The organism is Nocardioides dongkuii (genome assembly GCF_014127485.1).
In the GTDB taxonomy this organism is placed as follows: Bacteria; Actinomycetota; Actinomycetes; order Propionibacteriales; family Nocardioidaceae; genus Nocardioides; species Nocardioides dongkuii.
The window spans coordinates 2,806,708-2,829,959 of sequence record NZ_CP059903.1 but is presented as its reverse complement, the minus strand read 5'-3'; the positions used below and the strand labels follow the sequence as shown (position 1 = coordinate 2,829,959).

The 23,252-nt window shown below is 72.3% G+C and carries 17 protein-coding genes and 1 tRNA gene; 11 read left to right on the top strand and 7 right to left on the bottom strand.

What is annotated here, in order from left to right; translation table 11 throughout:
• Positions 1 to 34: 34 nt before the first annotated feature.
• The 6 genes from H4O22_RS13640 (at position 35) to H4O22_RS13615 (ending at position 8,778) form a co-directional block, all read left to right on the top strand.
• Positions 35 to 1,087, top strand: coding sequence for a YlbL family protein (locus H4O22_RS13640; RefSeq protein WP_182523925.1), 1,053 nt, complete (start codon positions 35 to 37; stop codon positions 1,085 to 1,087).
• Complete coding sequence (locus tag H4O22_RS13635) at positions 1,084 to 1,662, top strand: PPA1309 family protein (protein ID WP_182523924.1); 579 nt, start codon at positions 1,084 to 1,086, stop codon at positions 1,660 to 1,662. The genes H4O22_RS13640 and H4O22_RS13635 overlap by 4 nt, the downstream gene beginning before the upstream one ends.
• Entirely contained in the window at positions 1,659 to 4,646 is a 2,988-nt protein-coding gene (locus tag H4O22_RS13630; RefSeq protein ID WP_182523923.1) for a UPF0182 family membrane protein, read from the top strand. Before H4O22_RS13635 ends, H4O22_RS13630 begins: the two co-directional genes overlap by 4 nt.
• A gap of 53 nt (positions 4,647 to 4,699) precedes the next feature.
• A tRNA-Met gene (locus H4O22_RS13625) sits at positions 4,700 to 4,773 on the top strand.
• 768 nt (positions 4,774 to 5,541) lie between these two features.
• Complete coding sequence (locus H4O22_RS13620) at positions 5,542 to 5,787, top strand: (4Fe-4S)-binding protein (protein ID WP_182523922.1); 246 nt, start codon at positions 5,542 to 5,544, stop codon at positions 5,785 to 5,787.
• A gap of 255 nt (positions 5,788 to 6,042) precedes the next feature.
• The gene (locus H4O22_RS13615; protein WP_182523921.1) at positions 6,043 to 8,778 is read left to right on the top strand and encodes an alpha/beta hydrolase family protein; all 2,736 of its coding nucleotides are present in this window, start codon (positions 6,043 to 6,045) and stop codon (positions 8,776 to 8,778) included.
• A gap of 522 nt (positions 8,779 to 9,300) precedes the next feature.
• Here the strand turns inward: H4O22_RS13615 and H4O22_RS13610 are convergent.
• Positions 9,301 to 9,876, bottom strand: coding sequence for a GNAT family N-acetyltransferase (locus tag H4O22_RS13610; RefSeq protein WP_182523920.1), 576 nt, complete (start codon positions 9,874 to 9,876; stop codon positions 9,301 to 9,303).
• A 108-nt stretch (positions 9,877 to 9,984) separates the two neighbouring features.
• On the opposite strand from H4O22_RS13610, the gene H4O22_RS13605 reads away from it, so the two are divergent.
• Entirely contained in the window at positions 9,985 to 11,589 is a 1,605-nt protein-coding gene (locus tag H4O22_RS13605; RefSeq protein WP_182523919.1) for an APC family permease, read from the top strand.
• Positions 11,590 to 11,595: 6 nt separating this feature from the next.
• A complete protein-coding gene (locus H4O22_RS13600) occupies positions 11,596 to 11,784 on the top strand; it encodes a hypothetical protein (RefSeq protein WP_182523918.1) in 189 nt (62 codons plus the stop codon).
• Between the two features lie 103 nt (positions 11,785 to 11,887).
• Here H4O22_RS13600 and H4O22_RS13595 read toward each other — a convergent pair whose 3' ends face one another.
• From H4O22_RS13595 to H4O22_RS13575, 5 genes are all read right to left on the bottom strand, one after another.
• A complete protein-coding gene (locus H4O22_RS13595; protein WP_182523917.1) occupies positions 11,888 to 12,712 on the bottom strand; it encodes a class C sortase in 825 nt (274 codons plus the stop codon).
• Positions 12,713 to 12,815: 103 nt separating this feature from the next.
• Entirely contained in the window at positions 12,816 to 14,342 is a 1,527-nt protein-coding gene (locus tag H4O22_RS13590) for a SpaH/EbpB family LPXTG-anchored major pilin (RefSeq protein ID WP_280530163.1), read from the bottom strand.
• A 107-nt stretch (positions 14,343 to 14,449) separates the two neighbouring features.
• Positions 14,450 to 17,194: a CshA/CshB family fibrillar adhesin-related protein gene (locus H4O22_RS13585; RefSeq protein ID WP_182523915.1), complete on the bottom strand. Its 2,745-nt coding sequence runs from the start codon at positions 17,192 to 17,194 to the stop codon at positions 14,450 to 14,452.
• 194 nt (positions 17,195 to 17,388) lie between these two features.
• On the bottom strand, positions 17,389 to 17,829 hold the full coding sequence (locus H4O22_RS13580; protein WP_182523914.1) for a MarR family winged helix-turn-helix transcriptional regulator: 441 nt from the start codon (positions 17,827 to 17,829) through the stop codon (positions 17,389 to 17,391).
• A gap of 153 nt (positions 17,830 to 17,982) precedes the next feature.
• Entirely contained in the window at positions 17,983 to 18,621 is a 639-nt protein-coding gene (locus H4O22_RS13575; RefSeq protein WP_182523913.1) for a hemerythrin domain-containing protein, read from the bottom strand.
• Between the two features lie 214 nt (positions 18,622 to 18,835).
• Between H4O22_RS13575 and H4O22_RS13570 the strand changes: the two genes are divergently transcribed.
• A complete protein-coding gene (locus H4O22_RS13570) occupies positions 18,836 to 19,477 on the top strand; it encodes a TetR/AcrR family transcriptional regulator (protein ID WP_182523912.1) in 642 nt (213 codons plus the stop codon).
• A gap of 51 nt (positions 19,478 to 19,528) precedes the next feature.
• Positions 19,529 to 21,226, top strand: a complete 1,698-nt coding sequence (locus tag H4O22_RS13565; protein ID WP_182523911.1) for a phytoene desaturase family protein — start codon at positions 19,529 to 19,531, stop codon at positions 21,224 to 21,226.
• Positions 21,227 to 21,285: 59 nt separating this feature from the next.
• Here the strand turns inward: H4O22_RS13565 and H4O22_RS13560 are convergent, their stop codons facing one another.
• A complete protein-coding gene (locus tag H4O22_RS13560) occupies positions 21,286 to 22,461 on the bottom strand; it encodes an MFS transporter (RefSeq protein WP_182523910.1) in 1,176 nt (391 codons plus the stop codon).
• 23 nt (positions 22,462 to 22,484) lie between these two features.
• On the opposite strand from H4O22_RS13560, the gene H4O22_RS13555 reads away from it, so the two are divergent.
• Positions 22,485 to 23,066, top strand: a complete 582-nt coding sequence (locus H4O22_RS13555; RefSeq protein ID WP_182523909.1) for a TetR/AcrR family transcriptional regulator — start codon at positions 22,485 to 22,487, stop codon at positions 23,064 to 23,066.
• The last annotated feature ends 186 nt before the right edge of the window (positions 23,067 to 23,252 follow it).

Here is a 23,252-nt window from a genome sequence, read left to right as displayed (position 1 = left end):
CGGGCGGTTGTGCCGTGATGAGAGGCTGTGCGGCATGAAGCAGCGCACCCTGGCCGCCCTGGTGGCGCTGCCGTTGCTGCTGCTGCTCGTGGTGCTGGCCTTCACCCTCCCGCTGCCCTACGCGACGTACGCCCCGGGGCTGACCGTCGACGTGCTCGGCGAGAGCGAGAAGGGCGAGGAGATCATCGAGGTCTCCGGGCACGAGGCCTACCGCGACGACGGCGAGGTGCGGATGACGACCGTCTTCGTCTCCCTGCCCGAGGCCGACAAGCGGCTCCCCGAGCTGCTCGGCGCCTGGCTGGACGACGACGAGGCGGTCTACCCCTACGAGGTCGTGCACCCCGACGGCGAGACCGTCGAGGACAGCCGCCGCGAGGGCGCGGTCGACATGGTGACCTCGCAGGACGAGGCGATCGCCGTGGCGCTCACCGAGATGGGCGAGGAGGTCGAGCCCGCCGTCGGCGTCGCCTTCGTCGAGGACGGCACGCCGGCCGACGGCGCGCTCAAGGTGCGCGACCTGTTCCTCGAGATCGACGGCAAGCCGATCGAGAAGGTCGAGGACGTCGCGGCCGCGGTGCGTGCGGCCGGCGCGGACGACCCGGTCGAGCTCGTCGTGCTGCGCGACGGCCGGCGCACGACCATCGAGGTCACGCCCAAGCTCAAGGACGGCACCCCGACGATCGGCATCACCGTCGGCACCTTCTACCGCTTCCCGTTCCAGGTCTCGGTCGACATCGACCCCGCGATCGGCGGTCCGAGCGCCGGGCTGATGTTCGCGCTGGCCATCTACGACACCCTGACCCCGGGCTCGCTCACCGGCGGCGAGACCATCGCCGGGACCGGCACCATCGACGCCGAGGGTCGGGTGGGCCCGATCGGCGGGGTCCAGCAGAAGATCGCCGGCGCCCGTGCCGACGGCGCCGGGCTGTTCCTGGTGCCGCCCGACAACTGCGCCGAGGCCCTCGGCGCCGAGGCGGGCGACATGCGCCTGGTGCGGGCCGAGACCATGCACGACGCTCGGCTGGCCGTCGAGGCCTGGGCCGAGGACCCGAACACCGAGCTCCCGAGCTGTGAGGCGGCATCATGACCAGCCCCGACGACCTGAGCGACCTCGACGTCGACCCGGCCCTGGCCGCGGCCGTCCTCGAGATCGAGACCCACATCGCCGAGGGCGGCTGGGACCAGCCGGCCCGGCTCTACGCCCTGGTCGAGACCGCGGCCCTCGTCGAGCACGAGCCGGGCCTCGCCGCCGCGATGGGCCTGGACGCCTCCTCCGAGCAGGGCTCGCTGACCGCGGTCGAGCAGGACCAGCTGCGTCCCGACCAGCCCCTCGAGCAGGTGCTGGAGCAGATCCTCTGGCCGGCGGGGGTCTCCGGCTGCGCCGCGGTGGTCGAGCGGCTGGTGCTGCCGCCCGACGCCGACGACGCGATCCCCGAGGACCCCGCCCGCGCCGAGGAGTTCGCGCGCGAGCACCCCGACCGCCAGGAGGTGCGGATCGTGGCCGGAGCGACCCGCGCCGGCTCGACGTACTGTGCTCTGCGACTGCGTGCCCACGACGACGCCCAGTCGGTCGTGGGCGGTGCCGACCTGGTGCCCGGCCTCCTGGCCCTGCTCCAGGCCACGCTGACCGACGATGTAGAAGGACCCGAGGTGACCGAGTGAGCGAGCTCTTCGACCAGGACCCGCGCGACCCCGCGCCCCCGACCCGGAACGGGCGCTCCCGTGCGCTCGTCATCACGGCGGTGGTCCTCGTCCTGGCGTTCTTCGGCCTGACGACGTTCGCGTCGATCTACACCGACCGGCTCTGGTTCGTCGACACCGGGTACGGCGGGGTCTTCTCCACGCTGCTGTGGACGCGGATCGGGCTGTTCCTCGTCTTCGCGGTGGTGATGGCGGCCGTCGTCGCCGTCACCATGGTCGTCGCGTTCCGCACCCGGCCGCTGTTCCACCCGAACTCGCCCGAGCAGACCGGGCTGGACCGCTACCGCGAGGCGGTCACGCCGATCCGCACCGCCCTGGTCATCGGCACCGCTCTGGTCCTCGGTGTCTTCGCCGGCACGTCCGCCGTCGGCCAGTGGCGCACCTACCTGCTGTGGCGCAACGGCACCGACTTCGACCGCGAGGACGCCCAGTTCGGGCGCGACATCGGGTTCTTCGTCTTCGACCTGCCCTGGCTGCACTTCCTGGTCGACTACGCGATGGCGGTGCTCGTCGTCGCGCTGATCGCCGCCGCCGTCGTGCACTACCTGTACGGCGGGATCCGCTTGCAGTCGCCCGGCGACCGGCTCACCGGCGCCGCGCAGGCGCAGCTCTCGGTGCTGCTCGGCCTGTTCGTGCTGGCGAAGGCGGCCGACTACTGGCTGGACCGCTTCGACCTCGCCTACCAGTCCGGCAACCTGATCACCGGCGTCACGTACGCCGACGCGAACGCCGTGCTCCCGGCCAAGAACATCCTGATGGGCATCGCGGTGATCTGCGCGGTGCTGTTCTTCCTCAACGTGTGGCGCCGCACCTGGATGCTCCCGTCGGTCGGCGTCGCGCTGCTGGCCCTGTCGGCGATCCTGCTCGGCATGATCTGGCCCGCCGTGGTCCAGCAGTTCCAGGTCAAGCCGTCGGAGGCCGACAAGGAGGCCGACTACATCGCGCGCAACATCGCCGCGACGCGGGCGGCGTACGACCTCGAGGAGGTCGAGCCGATGGACTACTCGAGCGACACCACCGTCGGCGCGGACGCCAGCGCCGCGCTGGAGGGCCAGACCGCCACCGTGCCCCTCGTGGACCCGGAGCTGGTCCAGCAGACCTTCGAGCAGAACCAGCAGGGCCGCGTCTACTACTCCGTCGCGGACGTGCTCGACGTGGACCGCTACGAGCTCGACGGCGAGGAGCGCGCCCTGGTGCTCGGCGCGCGCGAGCTCGACCAGGCCGGCCTCAACGACAGCGACAAGAACTGGTCGAACCTGCACACCGTCTACACCCACGGCAACGGCATCATCGCCGCCTACGCCAACCAGCGCGGCGGCGACAACGGCACCCCCGCCACCGACATCCAGTGGGCCGAGGGCAACCAGACCAACCCCGACGGCTCGGCGCAGGACGACCTCACCCGGGCGGTCGACGGCTACGAGAGCCGGATCTACTTCGGCGAGCAGAGCCCCGAGTACTCCGTGGTGGGCAAGGCCGACGAGGACGACTCCAGCGTCGAGCTCGGTCTCGCCGGCGCCACCGAGGACGAGGAGCAGACCACGACGTACGACGGTGCCGGAGGCGTGCCGATCGGCTCGACCTTCCGCCAGCTGATGTACGCCATCAAGTTCGGCGAGCCGAACTTCCTGCTCTCGGGTCGTGTGCACAGTGGCAGCGAGGTGATCTACGACCGCACGCCGCGCGAGCGCGTTGAGAAGGTCGCCCCGTGGCTGACGATCGACGAGGACGCCTACCCGGCCATCGTGGACGGCAAGGTGCTCTGGGTCCTCGACGGCTACACCACCACCGACCGCTACCCCGGGGCGGAGCGCGAGTCCTACGAGACGATGACGAACGACGCGCTCCAGCAGACGACGGGGCTGCAGACCCTGCCGACCGACGAGATCAACTACATGCGCAACGCGGTCAAGGTGACCGTGGACGCCTACGACGGCACCGTCGACATCTACGAGTGGGACGAGGAGGACCCGATCCTCCAGGCCTGGAAGGGCGCGTTCCCCGACGTCGTGCAGGAGCGCGAGGCGATCCCGGACTCGCTGCTCGAGCACCTGCGCTACCCCGAGGACCTGTTCAAGGTGCAGCGCTACCAGTACGCCCGCTACCACGTCACCGACGCCGGCGACTGGTACCAGGGCAACGACCGCTGGGAGGTCCCCGAGGACCCGAACCCGGCCAGCAGGGGCGACCTCCAGGCGCCGCACCGGCTCTTCATCGACCAGCCGTCCGCCGAGGGTGAGACCGCCGAGGACGTCTGGTCCCTGACGTCGGTCTTCGTGCCGTACGGCAAGAACAACCTCGCGTCGTTCGTGTCGGTCAACTCCGATGCGACCTCGGAGGACTACGGCAAGATCTCGGTCCTCGAGCTCCAGGACCAGAACACCCGCGGTCCCGGCCTGATTGCCAACGAGTTCAGCAACGACGACGAGGTGCGCGACGCGCTGCTCCCGTTCCAGTCGGGACAGTCGCCACCGCTCTTCGGCAACCTGCTCACGGTCCCCGTGACCGACGGGCTGATGTACGTCGAGCCGGTGTACGCCGTCCGGCAGGGCTCCACGGCCGGCTACCCGATCCTGCGGTTCGTGCTGGTCTCGATCGGCGAGAACATCGGCATCGGGACCACGCTCACCGACGCGATCGGCGACGCCCTCGACCCCGACGGCACCGCGACCGAGGTCATCGAGGACCCCGAGGACGAGCCGACGGACGAGCCTGCGGACCCGCCGTCCGATCCGCCGGCGGGGGAGGAGACCGTCCGGTCGCTGCTCGCGCAGGCCGACGAGGCCTTCGCCGCCGCGGAGCAGGCCCTGGAGGACGACGACCTCGGCGAGTACCAGGACCAGGTGACCCTCGCCCAGGGGTTCATCGACCGGGCCATCGAGCTCTCCGGCGTGGACCCCTCGGCCGCCCCGGCGGGCGAGGACGAGCCGGCGACGGAGGAGTGACCCGACCCGATTTGGTCCGTTCCCGACCCGTGCCGTAATGTTCTGTTCAGCGGCGCGGGGTGGAGCAGCTCGGTAGCTCGCTGGGCTCATAACCCAGAGGTCGCAGGTTCAAATCCTGCCCCCGCTACAAATCAGGACTGCGATCGCAGTCTTGGCCCCAAGCCCTCCAGGCTCAGCCTGGGGGGCTTCCGGCATTTCTGAGCCTTGTTTCCGGGGCCCAGGCGCGATGCCCTGCGATGCCCTGCGATGCCCTGCGATGCCCTGCGGTGCCCTGCGGTGCCCTGCGGTGCCCTGCGGTGCCCTGCGGTGCCCTGCGGTGCCCTGCGGTGCCCTGCGCCACTGCTCTCGGCCCGGGCTCCGGCGAGCAGGTGTTCGACGGCCGCGCTCGGCGCGTCGGCCCAGGGGCCCAGCTGGTTCGGACTAGGTGATCGTCACCGACGCGAGGGCGCCGCCACCTGAGCGAGCCTGATGACACGGCAGCGAACCGGGGCAGCCGGGATGTCCCACCGCCTCGGCACGAAGCGTGGCGCCTCACGGCTGCGGAGGAGCATCACCCGCCCGCCTCGAGCCTCCGCACTTGTAGACACGAAGGGAAAGGCCAGATGACTGCTCCTCCCGTCATCGAACGTCGAATCACCTACGGCGGCGTTGCCGCCGTCCATGAGCGGGTGGCTGACATCGCCGACGCCCGGCCGAGTCGTTCTGGTCGACCACCTCGACGACCTCGACGCCCCCGCGATCCAGCTGGGCTGATCAGTCTCGGTGTCCAGAGCACTGAGCAGGGCTTGGACGTCACTCAGCCAACGAAGGAAGCACCCCAAGGGTCGGATAGGACGCCATCGCGAGCACGTGCCGATCGTGTACCGAATCCCTGCATCAACGGCCAAGGACTGACATGACCCGAAGGACATATGCAGGGCCCATCATCGACGTCTCGTTCGACGCGGACGTCTGCTGGCACGCCGCCGAGTGTGTCCGGGGCATGCCGGAGGTCTTCGACGTGTCCAAGCGCCCCTGGATCGATCCCACCCGGGCCGACACAGAGGACTCCGCCCAGGCCTTGCGGCGCGTCGTGGGGCGGTGCCCATCCGGTGCGCTCGGCATCATCGAGTCCGGAACCGGACGACTGTCATCCGCGTAGTCCCCGTCATCCAACGCCGCGCCGCGCCGACCAACTCGTCCGTCGAACTCCGGGCACCTGTCCACTCGCCGTCCCTCGTGACCGACCAACCGGCTGCCATGACCGCTCGACTAGACGGCGTAGCGGTCGCTCCACTCACCCACGCTGATTCTGCGCCGGACGGATCGCCCCGGTCTGCGCGCATCCCTAGGAGACCCCATGCGATGGCGACCCGCCCTGGCGTCGAGCCTGCCCCGGACGACGAGACCAACCCCCGTGATCAAGATGCTCCTGGGCGCGGCCCTGACGACTGCCCTGGTCGGAACCGCCCTGTCGGGGACGTCTCAGGCATCGCCGCCAGAGGTCCGCGCGGAGCCCGCGGGGCCTCCTGGCTCGAAGGATGCCGGTCGCTGGCAGGTCGAGCCGCTGTCGGGGGATCGGTACGTCGTTCGGTGGACGTCGCCGAAGAGTCTCCCGATGACCTCTGATCGACCGACGATCCGTGGCGCAGGGTTGTCGTTCGGGCCTGCGACCGTACGCGACGACGGCCGGACGATCGAGGCGGTCGTGGTCAGTGCGTCGGTGCCCGATCCGGCCATGCTCGACGTCGCTCTGTCGGGCGACCATCTCGAGGAGTCACTTCCCGCCCGCTCCTTCCGCGCTCCTCTCGACGATCCCACTCTGAAGGGTCTGCCATCCACCCTCCCGCTGCCGGCACCTGACCCGGGCGTCGCTGGACCGCACGCCACGTCGACGAGTGACTACGAGTTGCCGCGGCTGAAGGTTCCGGGCCTGCTCGAGCCGATCGAGATGGTCGGACACGTCGTCGAGCCCGTGGCTGACGCCGACACCGGCAACCGGCCGCTCGTCCTCTTCATCCCCGGGCGCCACGCGGTCTGCTATGACCCGGACGACCCTGAGGCAGTCTCGACCCGGTGGCCGTGCACCGGTCGGTTCGACGAGGTCCCGACCCACCTCGGTCACCACTACCTGCAGCAGGTGCTCGCATCGCAGGGTCACACGACGGTGTCCGTGGGCTTCAACGGCGTGAATGCACAGGACGACGCGCTCGGCGATGGCGGCGCCGACGCCCGGGCCCGGGTCGTCCTGCGTCACCTCGACCACTGGGTCGGGCTCGCCCGCGACCGGCAGGTCGACCTGGACCAGGTGATCCTGGTCGGTCACAGCCGCGGCGGCGAGGGGGCCAGCCGCGCCGCGACACGGATACCGCTCTCCGCGCCGTACCGCGTCGCCGGGCAAGTGCTTCTCGCGCCGACCAACTTCGCCACGAACACCGCGCCCTACGTGCCGACCGTGACCGTCCTGCCCTCCTGCGACGGGGATGTCGCCGACCTCCAGGGACAGGGGTACACCGATACATCCCGCGACGTCATGACCGACGACACCTCTCTGAAGAGCTCGGTCCTGGTCATGGGTGCCAATCACAACTTCTTCAACACCGAGTGGACCCCGGGCGTCTCCGCGGCACCGTCCGTCGACGACTGGGGTGGACCGGCAGACCAGCCGTGCGGACGCCGGACTCCCGAGCGTTTGACCGCTCCCGAGCAGCGCGCCGTCGGCACGGTCTACGTCGCCGGTGCCGTCGGTCTCTTCACGGGTCAGGTGGAGTACCTCCCGCTCTTCGACGGCTCGGCCGCCACGACCCCGTCCGTTGGCGACGCCGACGTCCGATCGCATGCGATCGGCGGGGGCCGTGACGTGCGACGGCCGGGGATCGAGGCGACACCGACGACGTCCTCCGGGAGTGCCAGGGCTCGCCTGTGCACGGGACGAGTCAGCAGTGGCCAGGTCCGGATCGAGGACTGCCTGCAGCGGGCCCGTGCCGTCACCCCGCACTGGGTCGCGTACGGCGACAGGACTCCTCGCCGCATGTTCTGGGAGATGACCTGGTCCCGGTCCGGCGCCGTCGCGGGACTGCGATTCGATCAGCCGCTGGACCTCGACTCCGCACGACTGGAGATGCGCACCATCGTCGCCCCCGGGATCGCCGCCGAGCTGCGGGTCCGGATCACCGACGGTGCCGGCGACAGCGACACCCTCCCTCCCGTGGGGGGAAGCAGTCTGCCTCCGCTCATGGCAGCCGGGAGTGCCTCCAAGATGTGGGCACAGTCAGTCCTGGTCGACGCGAGCGCGGCACGCGGGGTCGACCTCAGTGACATCCGCTCGGTCGAGCTCGTCGGCGGCGCCGGCGGGGGCAGACTCTGGGTGGCGGACCTCGCCGCGGCGCCGCTCACCCTCGCGTCCGTGCCGGCGATCCGGGCACCCCAGGTCCATCTCGGCGAGCTCACCATCGCCGAGGGAGATCCGAGCGGCGACCGACCGACGATGCGGACTGCTCGGGTGCCCTTCGCCATCACCGGCACGGTCACCCGGCCCGGGCGGCTGCTCGTGGTCACCGACGGACTACAGCCCGTGAGCAAACAACGCTTCACCGTCGAGATCGCACCCGGTCAGACCACGGGCTCGATTCCGGTCCGCTACCGCGTGGACCGGCTCGACTCGGGGCCTGCCGGCGCGTCGTACATGGCCGTGTGGCCGTTGCTGGGGCTGGCCACCGACGACTATCTCGGGAATCTCGTGGTCCGCGACGATGACCCCACGCCGGCGGTACGACTCCACCTGACCCGCAGGGTGCAGGAAGGGCAACCGATCGTGATGACGGCCCGTCTCGTCGAGTCCGTCGGCTACGCCTGGCGAGTCACCCTCGAGTTCGTCGGCGGTTCCGGCCCGCGCGCGCTTCGAGGCACCGACCTGCGGCGCCCCTGGCTCCGCCGCCAGGGCATCACCGGCGACCTCGACCGCCCTCTGTCCCGTCTCGGATTCTCACTGACGGGCTCCGCCCCTGGAGGCCGAAGGACGATCCGGATCGAGATCCCCACACGCCGGGACCGAGCAGCCGAGCCGCCCGAGCGGGTCGCTATCGCCTACTCCGACAGCATCGGCGGGAGGCCTCCGCGCACCAGCACCGTGGTCGTTCGCGATCGAAGGTGACGGGGCATCCGTGTCGGGTGGTTCGATCCGGCCATGAGCAACGGGTGGCGGGTGCCCCGGCAGGCGCCCTGCGCCGCGGGGGAGTGACGACGGTCCACGGGACGAGCGCAGATCTGCGCGTTTCCGCCGCTACCAGGGAATCGAAAGATCCACATCGTGGCCCCCACAGCTTGTGGGGGCCACGGTCGTTTCCAGGCACCTCGAGTGTCGACGGTGCCGGCACAGACGGGTAGGACGTCGGGGGCTGGCTCCCAGCTGGCCGAGGACAACAGCTGGGCGCAGTCGGTCGCGCATCGGATCTGGAGATGGATCGCGAAGACGCCTGCACGGTCCTCCTGGATGGACACCTAGAAGCGTCCGGCTGAGGTCCACGTCATCGTGAGCTTCGAGGACCGCGACGCGCAGCGCATGCTCGTCCGCGGCGACACGCTGTTCGCCTACGTCCCGATGTCCGCCGCAAGTCCACCTCTGACGAGCCGGCCCGCACGTGGAGCAGCCCGGCACCGGTCGGGCTCGCACCGCTCAGCTGAGATATCGCCGCATGATCAGGCGCGGCATTCCGCTCGCGACGGCGTCGGTGGCACCCACGACGCCGAATCCGGCACGGTCGAACATCGACTTCGTTCCGACGAACGCCATGGTGAGGTCCATCCGGTCCGGCGGGTCGACCGGGTGCGCCTCCACGGCAGGAGCGCCGTGCGTGGCGGCGTAGGCGACCGCACCTTCGAGCAGTGGTGCTGTCACGCCTTGTCGACGGTGGCCCGGGCGAACCACGACGCACACGATGCTCCACACGGGGAGGTCGTCGATGGGCCGGATGAGGCGCGAGCTGGCCAGGCGAGTGATCTCGGCGCGGGGCCCGATGTTGCACCATCCCACGGGCTCGCCATCGCGGTAGGTCACGACCCCGGGCGGATGGTCACGCTCGCAGAGAGTCCGCATGGCCTGCTCCCGGCTTCCGCCACCCAGTTGCTCGATCTCACCAGCCCGCAGCCTGTGGGACAGGCACCAGCAGTGGTGGGCGCGTCGAGTGCGGTTGACGACGTCGGCGAAGTCCTCGAAGCGGTCCGGGGTCAGGGGATGCGTCTCCCACGTCATGGGGCCAACTCCATCACGCCCCCGCGCTCACGGTCGCCGCATGAGCACCGTGCGCCCGGGCACGCAGCACCGGTCGAGGCGCGGCGCTCCCGCGTACAGTCGTGGGGGATGGCTGAGCCGCACGCTCCCGATCGCTCGGTGGGCACCCTCGGGTTGACCTTCGTCGCGGTCGGCGGCGTGGTCGGGTCCGGCTTGCTGTTCGCCCCGCTGTTCGCGGCGCAGCAGGCCGGGCCTGCCGCCATCCTCGCGTGGCCGGTCGCGGGCCTGATGTTCACCGTGATCGCGCTGGTGTACGCCGAGATCTCCGCGATGCTGCCGGTGGTCGGCGGTCTCGGGCTGCTGCCCACCTTCAGCCACGGGCAGGGGGTGGGGATCGCGATCGGGTGGGTGGCCTGGGTCGGCTACGTGACCGCCGCACCGATCGAGACCCAGGCCATGCTGGAGTACGCCAGCAACGAGCGGGCCTTCGACTGGCTCTTCGTGGCCGAGGCGTCCGCGAGCGGACAGAGCGCCCTGAGCCTGCCGGGGCTGGGGGCCGCGGCCGTGGTCCTCGTCGCGTTCACGGCGCTCAACGCCTTCGGCGTGGCGCTCTTCACCAGGGTCAACACCGCGCTGACCTGGGTGAAGCTCGTCATCCCGGTGGTCATCGCCCTCGCGCTGCTCACCCGGTTCTCCACCGCGCCGATCCGCGAGACGGGGTTCGCTCCCGAGGGGATGGTCGGGGTGCTGAGCGCCGTCACCACCGGCGGCGTCGCCTTCGCGTTCCTGGGGTTCCGGCATGCGCTCGACCTCGCCGGCGAGGCGAAGCGGCCGCAGCGGACCATCCCGGTCGCGCTGGTCGGGGGCATCGCGATCTGCACCGTGCTGTTCACCGTCCTCCAGCTCGGCTTCATCGGCGCGACCGACCCCGCCGACCTCGATCGCGGGTGGGCCGGCCTGGGCCGCGGCGGCGCGAACGGCCCGCTCGCCGCCCTGCTGTCGGGCCTCGGCATGGCGGTGCTCGCCCGCGTCGTCGTGGCGGACGCCGTGCTCGGGCCGTTCGGCGCGGGACTGGTCTCCACCGCCTCCACCGGCCGGCTCGCGGTGGCGGTCGCCCAGAACGGCCTCTTCCCCCGCGCCCTCTCGGTCTTCTCGCGCCACGGCGTCCCGCTGCGGGCGATGCTGCTGAACCTCGCAGCCGGGCTGGTGCTGCTGGTCGCCTTCCGCGACGGCTGGTCGGAGCTGCTCGCCTTCAACTCCGGCGCCATCGTGCTGTCGATGTGCCTCGGCCCGGTCACCGTCCTCGCCCTGCGCCGCCAGGTCCCCGACCGCCGGCGGCCGTTCCGGCTGCACGGGGTGTCGGTGCTGGCGCGGGTCGCCTTCGTCGCGATCAGCCTGGTCATCTACTGGACCGGGTGGGAGACGATGAGCAAGCTGACCATCCCGATCGGTCTCGGCGTCGCGGTGCTGGCGTGGCGCGCCGTCCGCGACCCGCAGCTGCGCCGCTCCCTGAGCCTGCGCTCGCTCGTCTGGCTGGGCCCCTACTACGCGGGGCTGCTCGTGCTGACGTTCGCCGGCAGGTTCGGCGGCGGGCGCGAGTGGCTGCCCCTCGGGGTCGACATGGTCGTGGTGGCCGCGTTCGCGCTGGTGCTGTTCGAGTGGGGCGTGCGCTCGGCCCTGCCCGCGTCGGCGGCGGCGGCGGCGGTCGCCGCCGTCCCGGAGGACCGGTCCTGAGGGGGCGTGGGTGCTCAGCGCCGGCGGCGGCCCAGGAGCCAGGCCGTCGGGCAGCCCAGTAGCACCACGGCCATCTACCGCGCCGTGGTGGCCGCCCGGGCGCAGGCAGCCCTGGCCCTGGGGGTGGTCCACCTGCACCGCGACTGCACCGAGATGTCGCGGCCCATCCTGAGCGCAGCGGGCTGGTCGCGGTGACGACCACGACGCCGTACCTCTGCTCACTCGCTGCGCCCCGGCAACCGAGCTGACCACGCACGGCGGGCGGGGTGATCCTGCCCCGCCCGCCGATGCGGACCGGTCACGCCTGCCCGGTGGCGGAATCGCGTCGGCGCGGCCAGGCGTGGACGACGGCCACGGTGAGGGCGACGCCCGCGCCGAGCAGCCACCACGGGAAGCCCACCGCGGCGCGGGGCCCGTCGCCCGGGACAGCGTCCTGGGGCACCTCGCCGACGCGTTCGCCGGTCACCAGGATCCGGTGGCTGTTGACGCCGAGCGGGGTGCAGGTCACGAGCGTGACCAGGTCCTTGCCGGGCACCGGTCGCAGCGCCTCGGTCTCGTCCGCCTCGACGACCTGGGTGCTCCTGACCCGGTAGGCGATCGCGGTGCCGAAGACGTCGACGACGAACCGGTCGCCGACCTCGACCTGGTCGAGGTCGTCGAACATCGTGGCCTCCGGCAACCCGCGGTGGGCCGCGATGACCGCGAGCGTGCCGCGTCCGCCGACCGGCAGGTGCGAGCCCTCGAGGTGGCCGGCTCCCTGGCGCAGCACCTCGTCGGAGGTGCCGTGGTAGATCGGCAGGTCGACGTCGATGCCGGGGATGACCACGTGGCCCATCACACCGGAGCCGTTGATGTCGAGGATCGAGTCGTAGTCGAGGGAGGGGTCGCGGGGAGCGCCGCTGCCGGACGGCTTGCGGGACCCCGCCTCGAGGAGGGCGCCGCTGGTCAGGGCGGCGTTGTAGCGCTTGGCCCGGCGGAGGTGCGCGGCCACCTCCGCCGGCGCGGCGCGGCGCAGGTCCGCCTGGTAGGCCTCGGTGACCTCGGCCTGGTTGACGGCGCTGAACCAGCTCGCTGCGCTCGGGTAGAGCAGCATCCCGCTGCCCAGCACGACGAGCAGCGCCACGACGACCGGACCGGCGACGAACGAGGCCGTCCTTCCCCCCGTGCGGGGGGAAGGACGACCCGTCCGTGCGGTGCGCATCGGCAGCTGGTCGCCTGCTCGTCGGTCAGGACCGCGCCGCACGACGGCGCGTGGCCACCGAGAGCGTCAGCGCCAGGCCGAGCACGAGGGCTCCGGCCGCGAGCAGCGCCGCGCGACCCTCACCACCGGTGTCGGGCAGCTCGGGCGTGACCTGCTGCACGTTCTCGATGGTGACGTCGACGCCGGTGGTGGCGCCGGTGCTGACCGCGACCGGGGTGTAGGCGTCGTCGCCGCTCGGGGTGACGAAGCCGGCCGGGGCCTGGACCTCCTTGAGGACGTAGCACCGCGTGGTCGCGCTCGCCTTCTCGTTGACGCTGTCGCTGACGAACAGGCCGTCGACGGAGATCTTGCCGTCCGCGTCCGAGGTGAAGGTGGACTTCCCGTCCACGGTCAGCGGCGACCCGGTGGGAGTGGCCGCGGTGCAGCTCGTGGCGTAGGGGTCGGCGGCGGCGTAGACCTGGAACTGCGCGCCCGCCAGGCCGGTCCCGGGGCTGGCGGCGTCGGTCTTCTTGATGACGAGGTCGCCCCAGCTGGTCTCGACCGTGTTGGAGGTGAGCCCGTTGGTCTCGGTGGGGTCGTTGACGAACACGGTCGCCTCGTTGGTGATCGTGCCGTCGCCGATCGACTCCACGGTGCCCTCGAAGGTCGTCACGAGCCGCTGGTCGGCCTGGGTGGCCAGCCAGGTCAGGCCGGCGGGGGTGAAGACGACCCGCACGGTGTTGCCGTCGACCTCGACGGTGTAGTAGGAGGCGTCGACCTTCGCGCCGTCGAGGGTGACGCCTGCGACGCCGACCGAGCCCAGGCGCGGGTCGAGGACGTCCTGCACCACGTAGCTGTCGAAGCCGGTGCCGGGGGCGAGGCCGGGCACCCGGGTGGTCACCGGGAAGGAGACCGTGCTGCCCAGGCCGAGGCCGTCAGCGGGCTGAGCGGTGACCGACTTGGTGATGTCCACGAGGCTGTTCTTGGGGTAGACGTGCACGTCGTAGAGCCAGCCGTCCTCGAACGGCAGCGGGATGGTGACGATGAACGGGTGGGCCCGCTGGACGACGGACGTGGGCGCGTCGGTCTCGACGACGACGTACGCGCCGATCCGGTCGAGGTCGAGGCGGGTCGTGCCGTCGGCGCCGGTGGTGCCGACGTCCTTCGCGGCACCGACGGTCCACGGGCCGCTCGGCGCGCCGGGGCCACCGGTCAGGGTCTTGCCGTCGGCGGACACCTCGAGATCGTCGAGGTGGTCCCAGTTGCGGGGGACGGTGAGGTCGACGGGCTTGCCGTCGGCGTCGAGGATCTCGTAGACGGTGAACTCCACGCCTGCGACCGGCGGGGACGGGATCGGGGTCCCGGTGCCGTCGGGGTTCTGCTCGGCGCCGGTGCCGACCTGGTTCTCGTGCTTGTGCACGATGATCGAGCCGGTGGCGTCCTCGTCGATGTTGCCGAAGCTGGGCGCTGCGGTCGCGCCGGTCGCCATCCCCAGGGCGGTCCCCAGGGTGAGCGTCCCGGCGGCGAGCATGGTGAGGAAGCGCCTCCTCCGGGTCCTGCCTGTGTGTGACACGGTTATCCATTCCTTCCTGGCGTCCGGGCTGCTGAGCGCACCCGGATGACCTCGCGCCACGGTCGTGGCGCTGGCTGTGGGGCCACCGGACGTGGTGCCGGTGGGGGTCAGGTGTTGCGGGCTCGGCGGGCGCGAGCGCCGCGTCGGAAGCCGAGGAGTGCCCCGAGGGAGAGCAGGAGCACCCCGCCCGCGAGATAGGCGTCGCGACCGAGACCACCGGTCGTCGGCAGTGCGAGGGACGGCACCGACTGGTTGACGAAGCGGTAGACGGCGTGGGTCCCGGCCGGGACGGTGACCGGGTCGTCGGGGTCGACCGCGCGCCACGTGCTACCGCCGTCGGTGCTGAGCTCGACCCGGTCGAGGTGGTAGCCGTCGGGTGCGGTGTCCGTGGGGCGCTCGCCGATCCGGTAGGGCTCGCCCGGACGGACCTCCCAGGTGGGGGCGCCGTCCAGCGTCGCCGCGCCGGGCGTCTCGTGGTCGGCGAGATCGAGCTCCGAGGCTCCGGGCTGCGCCGACAGGGTCCAGTCGTCCGGCTCGGCGTCGCCGTTCTCGACCTGCTTGAGGAGGGACAGCCGGGCCGTGGTGTTGGCGATCAGGCAGGAGACGTCCTGGCCGGGGCGCAGGGTGACCTCGTCCCCGGTCGCATCGACGGGGCGATCCGTGCGCGCGTCGACGCACTGCCAGCCCTCCTCGGTGGGGACGTACTCGTCGGGACCGCGCTCGCTGAGCTGGTAGGCGACGTCCGCGGAGACCTCGACGGTGGTGCCGCTCGCCGCGTCCTGGTGGCCGGCCAGCGCGTCCGCCGGGCCGGTTGCCGAGAGCCGCCAGTCGGCCGGCGACCGGTCGCCGTACTCGACCTCCTTGAGCAGGGTGAGCCGCTGGGCGCAGGTGACCTCGTTGGTGATCTCGTAGCGGTTCGCCGACTGCGCGAGCGTCACCGACGCGGTCGCCGTTCCGTTCTGCAGGTCCACGCCGCCGCTCGGCAGGCCGTCGCCGGTGAGGGTGCTGCGGGTGATCGTGCAGCCGGCGACCGCGTCGTCGATCACGACGCTCTCGCCGATCCGGACCTCGTCACCGGGCTGGTGGCCGGCCTGCCACACGCCCCACTCGGGGTCGGTGCCGGCCGTCGGTTCGAGCGTGGGACGGGCCACGAGCCCCTCGGGCTGGCTGCCGTGCGGGTGGCGCTCGCCGTCGACGACCCAGGTCTTGTCCACCCGCAGGCGGGCGGGCACCTCGAGGCGGTAGTCCTCGACCTCGCCGCGCTGCGAGACGCCCAGGGGCTTCTCGGCGGTCGCGCGGTCCTCGGCGATCCGGACCCGGAGGTAGGTGTGGGTGCCGGCGGGGCTGGTGTCGGCCGGCACCGTCCACGTCAGGTCGACGGAGTGCGGGCCGCCCGCCGCGCATTCCGCGGTGGCCGAGCGCTCGCCGGGGTCGAAGGACCCGTCGCCGTTCCAGTCGATCCAGGCCGAGACGTAGGACGTCCCGGTGCTCGGGCCGTAGCAGGCGACGTCCTCGACGACGAAGGGCTGCGGGCTCGACGCGTCGAGCACCCTGGCCGGCAGGGCGAACCCGTCACGGGCCAGGCTCGAGGCGCCCAGGCCGTCCTCGTCGGCGGTGCCGTGGACGTCGTCACCATCGGCCGGGACGCTGTCGCGATAGCTCTGCTCGGCGTCGACGCTGTCGCCCAGGATGCTGCGCCTCGGCAGCTCGTAGCGCGCCTGCGCAGCGGTGGACAGGTTGGTGGTGACGCCCTTGCGGATCACGCCGTCGGTCCACTGGGGCTGGAGCAGCGCGCCCGCCCGGCCGTAGCTGAGCGGCGCGTCGCCGAAGTCGCTGGTGAGCACGTAGCCCAGAGCGATCGCGCTGTAGCCACGGCCCTGGGTCTCCACCCGGGCGGACACCTGGGCGGCGTCGGAGGTGTTCTCCAACAGCGCTACCGCGGTCGGCCCGTGGCCGTTGGGGTCGGGAGTGGGCCATTCGTAGCCGTTCTGGTTGCTGCACTCCTGCCCGTCGACCCCCATGCGCAGGGCGCTGCCCTCCCAGGTCGCCACGCTCGATGCCTGCGTGCAGGTGCGCTCCTGCTCCAGCAGTCGCCACGTCGCGTTCGGGTCGGTGGCGCGGGCCTGGACCCACTCCGGGCCGATGTTGTTCCCCGTGAAGGCGAAGTTGCGCGAGCTCGAGGCCTCCGCGTCCGCGAAGACGATGCCGTCCAGTGGCATCGGCTCGCCGTCGAGGCTGGCACTGCAGGAGAAGTCGAAGGACATCCGGGCGCCGTCGGTCTCGGCGGCGGCGACCGGGGAGGGCGCGCTGTCGGGCACGCCCGGGTTGGGGTTGCCGAGCCCGATCACCATCTCGTTGGGATTGCGGTAGTCGTCTGGGTAGGTCGGTGTCCTGCCCGGCGTCTGCTCGGCGTACCCGGCGCCGCCGATGTTGTAGAGGTCGTCCAGGGCGTCGCCCGCCCAGCTGCCCGGGGTGTAGGCGACCAGGGGAGGCGTGAGTGTCTCGCCGGTGGTGGAGCCGTTCGGGCCGGTCTCGAGCGACGGCTCCCAGCGCAGCCCGCTGACGGTGCAGTCGACGCGGAGGGTCTGGTCGCCGAGCCGGCGGGTCGTGGTCACCGTCTTCGTGCTCTGCGGGTCCTGCAGGACGATCTCGTTGTTGCGGGACCCCCACTGGACCCAGTCGATGAGGTCGACGTACCGGCCCTTGCTCGTGGGGTGGTCCGCGAAGGCGGCGTCGGCCGGCTGTCGGCCGGCGGCGACGTCGATGGTCGCCAGCCCGGTGGCGGCCAGGGCCAGCGCCGCGGCGATCCGTACGCCGCGGCGACAGGCCCGGCGCTCTCGGTGGTGGCTCATCTGTCGAACTCCCGGTGTGAGGCGTGCTGGTTCACCGACAACTCGATAAATCTGCTGGTGCGATATCTGCATCGGCAACTATAGGCGCGGCAGATACCCGCGGTAGGCGGGGGGTGCCCGCTCGGGGGTCAGCCGGGGCCGGGGGTCAGCCGGGGCCGGGGTCAGCCGGGCCCGGCTCGCAGGGCCGGCGGTGGTTACGTGCCGTCGGCGAGGCGGCGCAGATAGGTGAGCACGTGGTGGGCCTCGGCCGCGCTCTGGAACGGTGCGACGCTCTTGCGGGCCAGCTCGCGGTGCCCCGCCACGGCCTTGCGGGCGAGGTCGAGCCCCGCGGGGGTCAGGGACACGAAGACGACCCGCCGGTCGCGGTCGTGAGCGCTGCGCTCGACGAGGTCCCGTTCGACGAGGCGGTCGATCACCTTGGTCGCGGAGCCGCTGCTGTAGAAGATCGCCTGGGCCAGGTCCTGCATGCGCGTGCGGTACCCGTCCGCCTCGAGCAGGCGCCGCAGGACGTCGAACTTGGGCCTGGTCAGTCCGTGCTCGTCCTTGAGGTGGGCCTCGAAGACGCGGATGAGCCGGTCGTGCGCGTGGACCAGGGCGTGCCACGTCTCGCTGGCGTCGAGGCTGGTCTCGCTCATGGCCGCCTTTCCGCACGAGCCGCAGGTGTCGGCGGGCGTCGGCCCGCCGGCGCGGACTCTACCGCCGCGCCGGCGCGAGGTCCGAGGCCGGCTCGTCGAAGAAGAAGGTCACGTCGCGGACGGCCGACGCGCCACCGCCCTCGAGAGGGGCGATCAGCCGACGCGCCAGGTCGGGGCGATCTCGCGCCGGTAGCGCCCGCCCGCGACCTTGGCGAAGGCGAAGGCGACCGGTGCCGGCACCTGCTGGTGCATGCCTGCCACGTCGGAGGCGTCGGCGCCGTCGCGCAGCCACTCGACGAGGTTGCCCATGCTCGAGAAGTGCGCCCGCTTGACCTGCTTGAGGGCCGCCTTCATCGAGGGCGCGTCCTGGTAGGCCGCCGTGATCGGCTCGAGGTCGCGCTCCTCGTGGGCGAGGTGGTCGAGGAGGACGGTCGAGAACTGTGCGACCGCCGTCCGGGCGGCGCCGGCCTGCGTGGAGGTCGGCGTGGTGCGCAGCGCCCGCACCTCCCGGCTGGCGACGTCGAGGGCGTCGCGCATCGCCTGGTGCTCGCCGTCGAGGGCGGCGAGCGAGGTCAGGTCGGCGTCGGTCTGGCGCAGCGCGGGCCAGAAGTACTCCTCCTCGAAGTCGTGGTGGTCGTGGAGCTGTTCCTCGAAGAAGTCCCAGGCCACCACCAGTTGGTCGGCCCGTGCCTGGGAGCCGTCGGGGAAGGAGGCGAGTGCGGCGTCGAAACGCGCGATGTCCCGCCGGAAGGCGGCGTGGATGACGGTGTTCATGGTCAGGTGCTCGGTCATGGTCGGACTCCTCGGGGAGGTGACGCCGGAGGCGACCGGCGGGACTCGCTCGTGTGGACGTCCCGCCCTGGCCCGCGGGGCGGGTGCAGGGCGCAGGCGTCGTCCGAGGTGGAACGTGAAGGTCCCTCGACGGTAGGAAGGCCCGCCGCCGGCGGTCAAGAGGATTGACGGCGGATCGCGTGGGGGAGCGGTCGGTGTCCCTAGGGTGGCCACCGTGGACGACGACACCGAGGCCGCCGCCCGGGGGTCGCGCCGCCGGGAGCGCACCCGCGCCCTCCTCCTCGACGCGGCGGAGTCGCTGATGTCGCAGCGCGCCCCCGAGGAGATCAGGGTCGAGGACGTCGCCGCGCAGGCGGGGATCTCGGCCGCCTCGGTGTACGTCCACTTCGGGACCAAGGACGGCCTCCTCGCCGCCGTCACCGAGCGGGTCCTGGCCGTCGCCACGGAGGCGCTCCGGTCGGCGTACGCCGCGGAGACGTCCCCGCTCGAGCGCTTCGCCGGCGTCGGCTCGGCGTACCTGCGGCTGCTCCTGGACCACCCGGCGGTGGTGAAGTACCTGACCGTCACCGGCGAGCGCGGTCCCCGTACGCCGGTCGAGGACGAGGTGGTCGCGCGGTTCAGCCAGCTGCGAGAAGAGTTCGAGCAGAGCATCCGCGACGCCGTGGAGACCGGCGCGATCCGGCCGGTCGACCCGGAGCTGCTGTCGTACTTCCTCTTCGGCGCCTGGAACGGGGTCGCCGCGCTGGCGCTGCGCCGGGACGCCCTGGTGCTGGCGCCCGAGCGCGTCGAGCTGGCCGTGATCGAGGCCGGACTGGCCCTGCTGGAGGGCCTGATCCTCGATCCGCCGTCCGCGTGACGTGGTTGACTGGAGTCTGACTCCAGATTGCCTTCCCCGAAAGCGACCGTGATGACGCAGACCACGACGCCCCCGACGCCGAGCCCCCTGGCCGCCCCCGAGACCTGGGACGTCGTGGTCGTGGGGGCCGGACCGGGCGGCCTCACCTGCGCGGCGTACCTCGCGGCCAACGGCAAGCGGGTGCTGGTGCTGGAGGCCAACCAGGTGGTCGGCGGCAGCACCCAGGTCTTCCGCCGCGCGGGCAACAAGTTCGAGTTCGACGTCGGCACCCACTACGTCGGCGAGTGCGGCCCCGGCGGCCGGATGCAGACCGCTCTCGCGGGCCTGGCGCTGACCGAGCGGATCAACTGGCTGCGCCAGCGCCCGGAGGGCCACTGCCAGATCATGATCCCGGGCACGACGTTCCAGACGCCGACCGGTTGGGACACCTACCTCGAGCGGCTGGTCGCGGCCTTCCCCGAGGAGGAGGCGGGCCTGCGCCGCTGCGTCACGGTGATGCGCACCATCGCCACCCGCGAGCGGCCGCGGCGGCGTCCGTTCGCGCTGCTGCGCTGGGGGGTGCGGCCGATCACGACGCTGATGGCCGCGTGCGGACTCAGCACCGACGCGCAGGCGGTGATCCTCGCCGAGAACGGCGACTACACCTGGCCCCCGCACCGGACGCCGACCGCCATGCACGCGGGCTTCCTCCACCACTACCTGCAGGCCGGCGCCTACTACCCGCGGGGCGGTGGCCAGGTCATCGGCGCGCACCTCACCGACGTGGTCCAGACCCACGGCGGCCGGGTCCGCACCAAGGCCCGGGTCGAGCAGATCCTCATCGAGGACGGCCGCGCCGTCGGCGTCCGGCTCCGCGGCGGGGAGGAGATCCGCTCCGAGGTCGTGGTCTCCGCGGCCGACTTCAAGAAGACCTGGGCCGAGCTGGTCGGCGCGGAGCACCTGACCCGACGGCTGCGGCGCAGGCTGGCGAACCTGGAGATGACGCTGCCGATGTTCGCGGTGTACGTCGCGCTCGACGTCGACCTGCGCGAGCGGGACACGCCGCCGCTCGCCTGGGTCTGGCCGACCAACGACGTCGACGGCTACTACCGCGAGGTCGCCGCCGGCCGCTGTCCCGAGCGGATGCCGGTGGGCATCAGCTGCCCCACCGCCAAGGACCCCGAGGGGACGCACTCGGCACCCCCGGGCTACTCGACGCTCGAGCTCGTGAGCTGGGCGCCCAAGGAGCACGCCTTCTGGAACGTGGAGTCCGGCCCAGCCGACGGCGGGGCCTACGGCCGCGAGGAGCGCTACCTCCAGCTGAAGGAGGAGCTCACCCAGCGCGTGCTCGACACCGCCGAGCTGATGATCCCCGACCTCCGGGAGCGGATGGTCTTCTGCGAGGCGTCCACGCCCATCACCCAGGAGCGCTTCACCCTCACCACCGACGGCTCCTGCTACGGGATCGCGCCGCTGCTGAAGAACCTCGGCCCGTTCCGGCCGCGGGTCACCACGCACCTCCCGGGCCTGTTCCTGGCAGGGGGCAGCACCGAGCACATGTTCGGCATCAACGCCACGATCCACGGCGGCATGGGCACGGCCGGCGCCGTACTCGGTCGCGACCTGTTCCAGGAGGTGCGCGACGGCGCGGTCTTCGTCGACGAGGCTCGGCTGACGGAGATCACCGAGGACTTCGACCCGCTCCTCGCGTCGAAGCCGGGCTCGGTCATCCGCCGGCCGGCGCGCCGCCGTCCGCGGGTCGACGCCTGACCCGATCCGCCACGAAGCTCACGCTCGGACGGCAAAGGTTCGTCGTCCAGGCGTGAGGTTCATCGGCCGACCGATGAAACTTTCGGGAGCGCCGGCAGGACGGATCGGAGCCCGCCACACCCCGCGGCGAGCACGCAGACGGCGGCGGCGAGCAGGAAGGTGACCGGCAGCCCGGCCAGGTCCGCGAGGCTCCCGGCGGCCGAGGAGCCGGCCGCCTGCCCGAGGACCAGGGCGATGAAGACGGCCGCCGTGCCGCTCGCCGCCCGGAGCGGGACCAGCTCGGCGGTCCAGGCGATGAGGGCGGAGGACGCGGCCACGAACGCCCACCCGAAGACGCCGCACGCGAGGACCGCGACCGGGAGCGGCCCGGGGATGGCGAGCACCGCGATCGCGAGGGCCACGGCACCGGTGGTGACCAGCCAGGCGCGGGGCGCGGGGCGTCGAGCGAGCGCCGGCGCGGTCAGGACGGTCGCGGTGCCCCCGACCCCGAGGGCGATCCAGGCCAGCACGGACGCGGAGTCGCTGGTCCCCGACGAGACCAGGTGCGCCCGGCCGTAGGTCCACACGGTCGCCGAGGCCGCGCCGAGCAGGAACGCCCCGACGGCGGGTCGGAGCAGGGCCGCGAGCCACCGGCCGCTGCTCGGGGGCGGGTCGACCTGGGCCGGCGTACGTCCCGGGCGGTCGAGGAGCAGGACGGCGGCGCCCGCCGTCGCAGTGAGCACTGCGCTGGTCGCGAACCCGACGCGCCAGTCCGGGAGGAGCAGCGCGAGCAGCCCGGCGACCACGAGGCCCGGGCCGGTGCCGGCGTTCACCGTCGCCTGCGCCCGGCCCACCCGGGCAGCGGAGAGGTTCCGTCCCACCACCGCCACCAGGCCGGGGGAGGCGAGCCCGGCTCCGGCCGAGGCCAGGACGGCCGACGGCACGAGGACCGTCGTGGTGGTCGCCACCGCCATGGCGATCGACCCCGCGGCCGCGGTCGCCACCGCGCCGAGGACGAGCAGCCGGGGTCGGCCGCCGGCGACGAGCCCGGCGAGCGCCCCGACGCAGTACGCGGCCGACGCCCCCGACGAGACCTGGCCCGCGGCCGCGGAGCTCATCGGCACGGACGCCTGGATGTCGGGCAGGAACAGGCCGTAGGCGAGACGCACGAGCCCGTACGTGCCGGCGATCAGGCAGGTGCCGGCGACCACGAGGGCGAGCTCGCGGTCGACCTCGAACGATAACGACCGTTTCACTTCGTCAGCATAGAGTCCCAGGTGTGGGCACCCGCGACTCCACCCGGAACCGACTGCTGGACGCCACCGACGAGGTGGTCTTCGCCGGCGGCGACACGACCGCGCCGGTCGACCGGATCCTCGAGCGGGCGGGCGTCTCGCCGGCCACCCTCTACCGCGCCTACGGGAGCAAGGAGGAGCTCGTCGCCGCGGCCCTCGACCGTCGGCACCGCGAGTGGCTCGACGCCTGGGACGCGGCCGTCGCGCGTGCGGCCACCGACCGGGGGCGGCTGCTGGCGGTCTTCGACGCGCTCGAGGAGTTCGAGGCGCGGGACGACGGCGCCCGGTGGTGCGCCTTCCTCGGGACCGCCGCCGGGTACGCCGACCCGCCGCCCGTCCTCGCTGCCGCGGTGCGCCAGGACAGCGACTCCCTCCGGGTCCGACTGCAGACGCTCGCCGAGCCGGTGGCCGGCCCCCGAGCGGGGGAGCTCGCCGAGGCCGTCCTCCTGGTTGTCTCCGGCCACCTGGCCATGCGCCTGCGCCCCGGGGCGGCCGGCGCCCCCGTGTCCGCGGCCCGGGAGGTCGCCTCCGTCCTGGTGGACCACGCGGCCCGGGCTCGCCGGTAGTCGCCAGCGCCATGATGTGAGCGCTCACAATCTGAACGTCCCCTCCCGCGTCCAGCCCTTGACTGGCGGGATGTGAGGGCTAACATCTGTGGCACTCGTCACATCGTCGGACGCGTTGCCGCGACCGACACCCCCGGCGATCAGCGACCCCGCACGACACCCCTCCGACGACAAGGGTTCGGCATG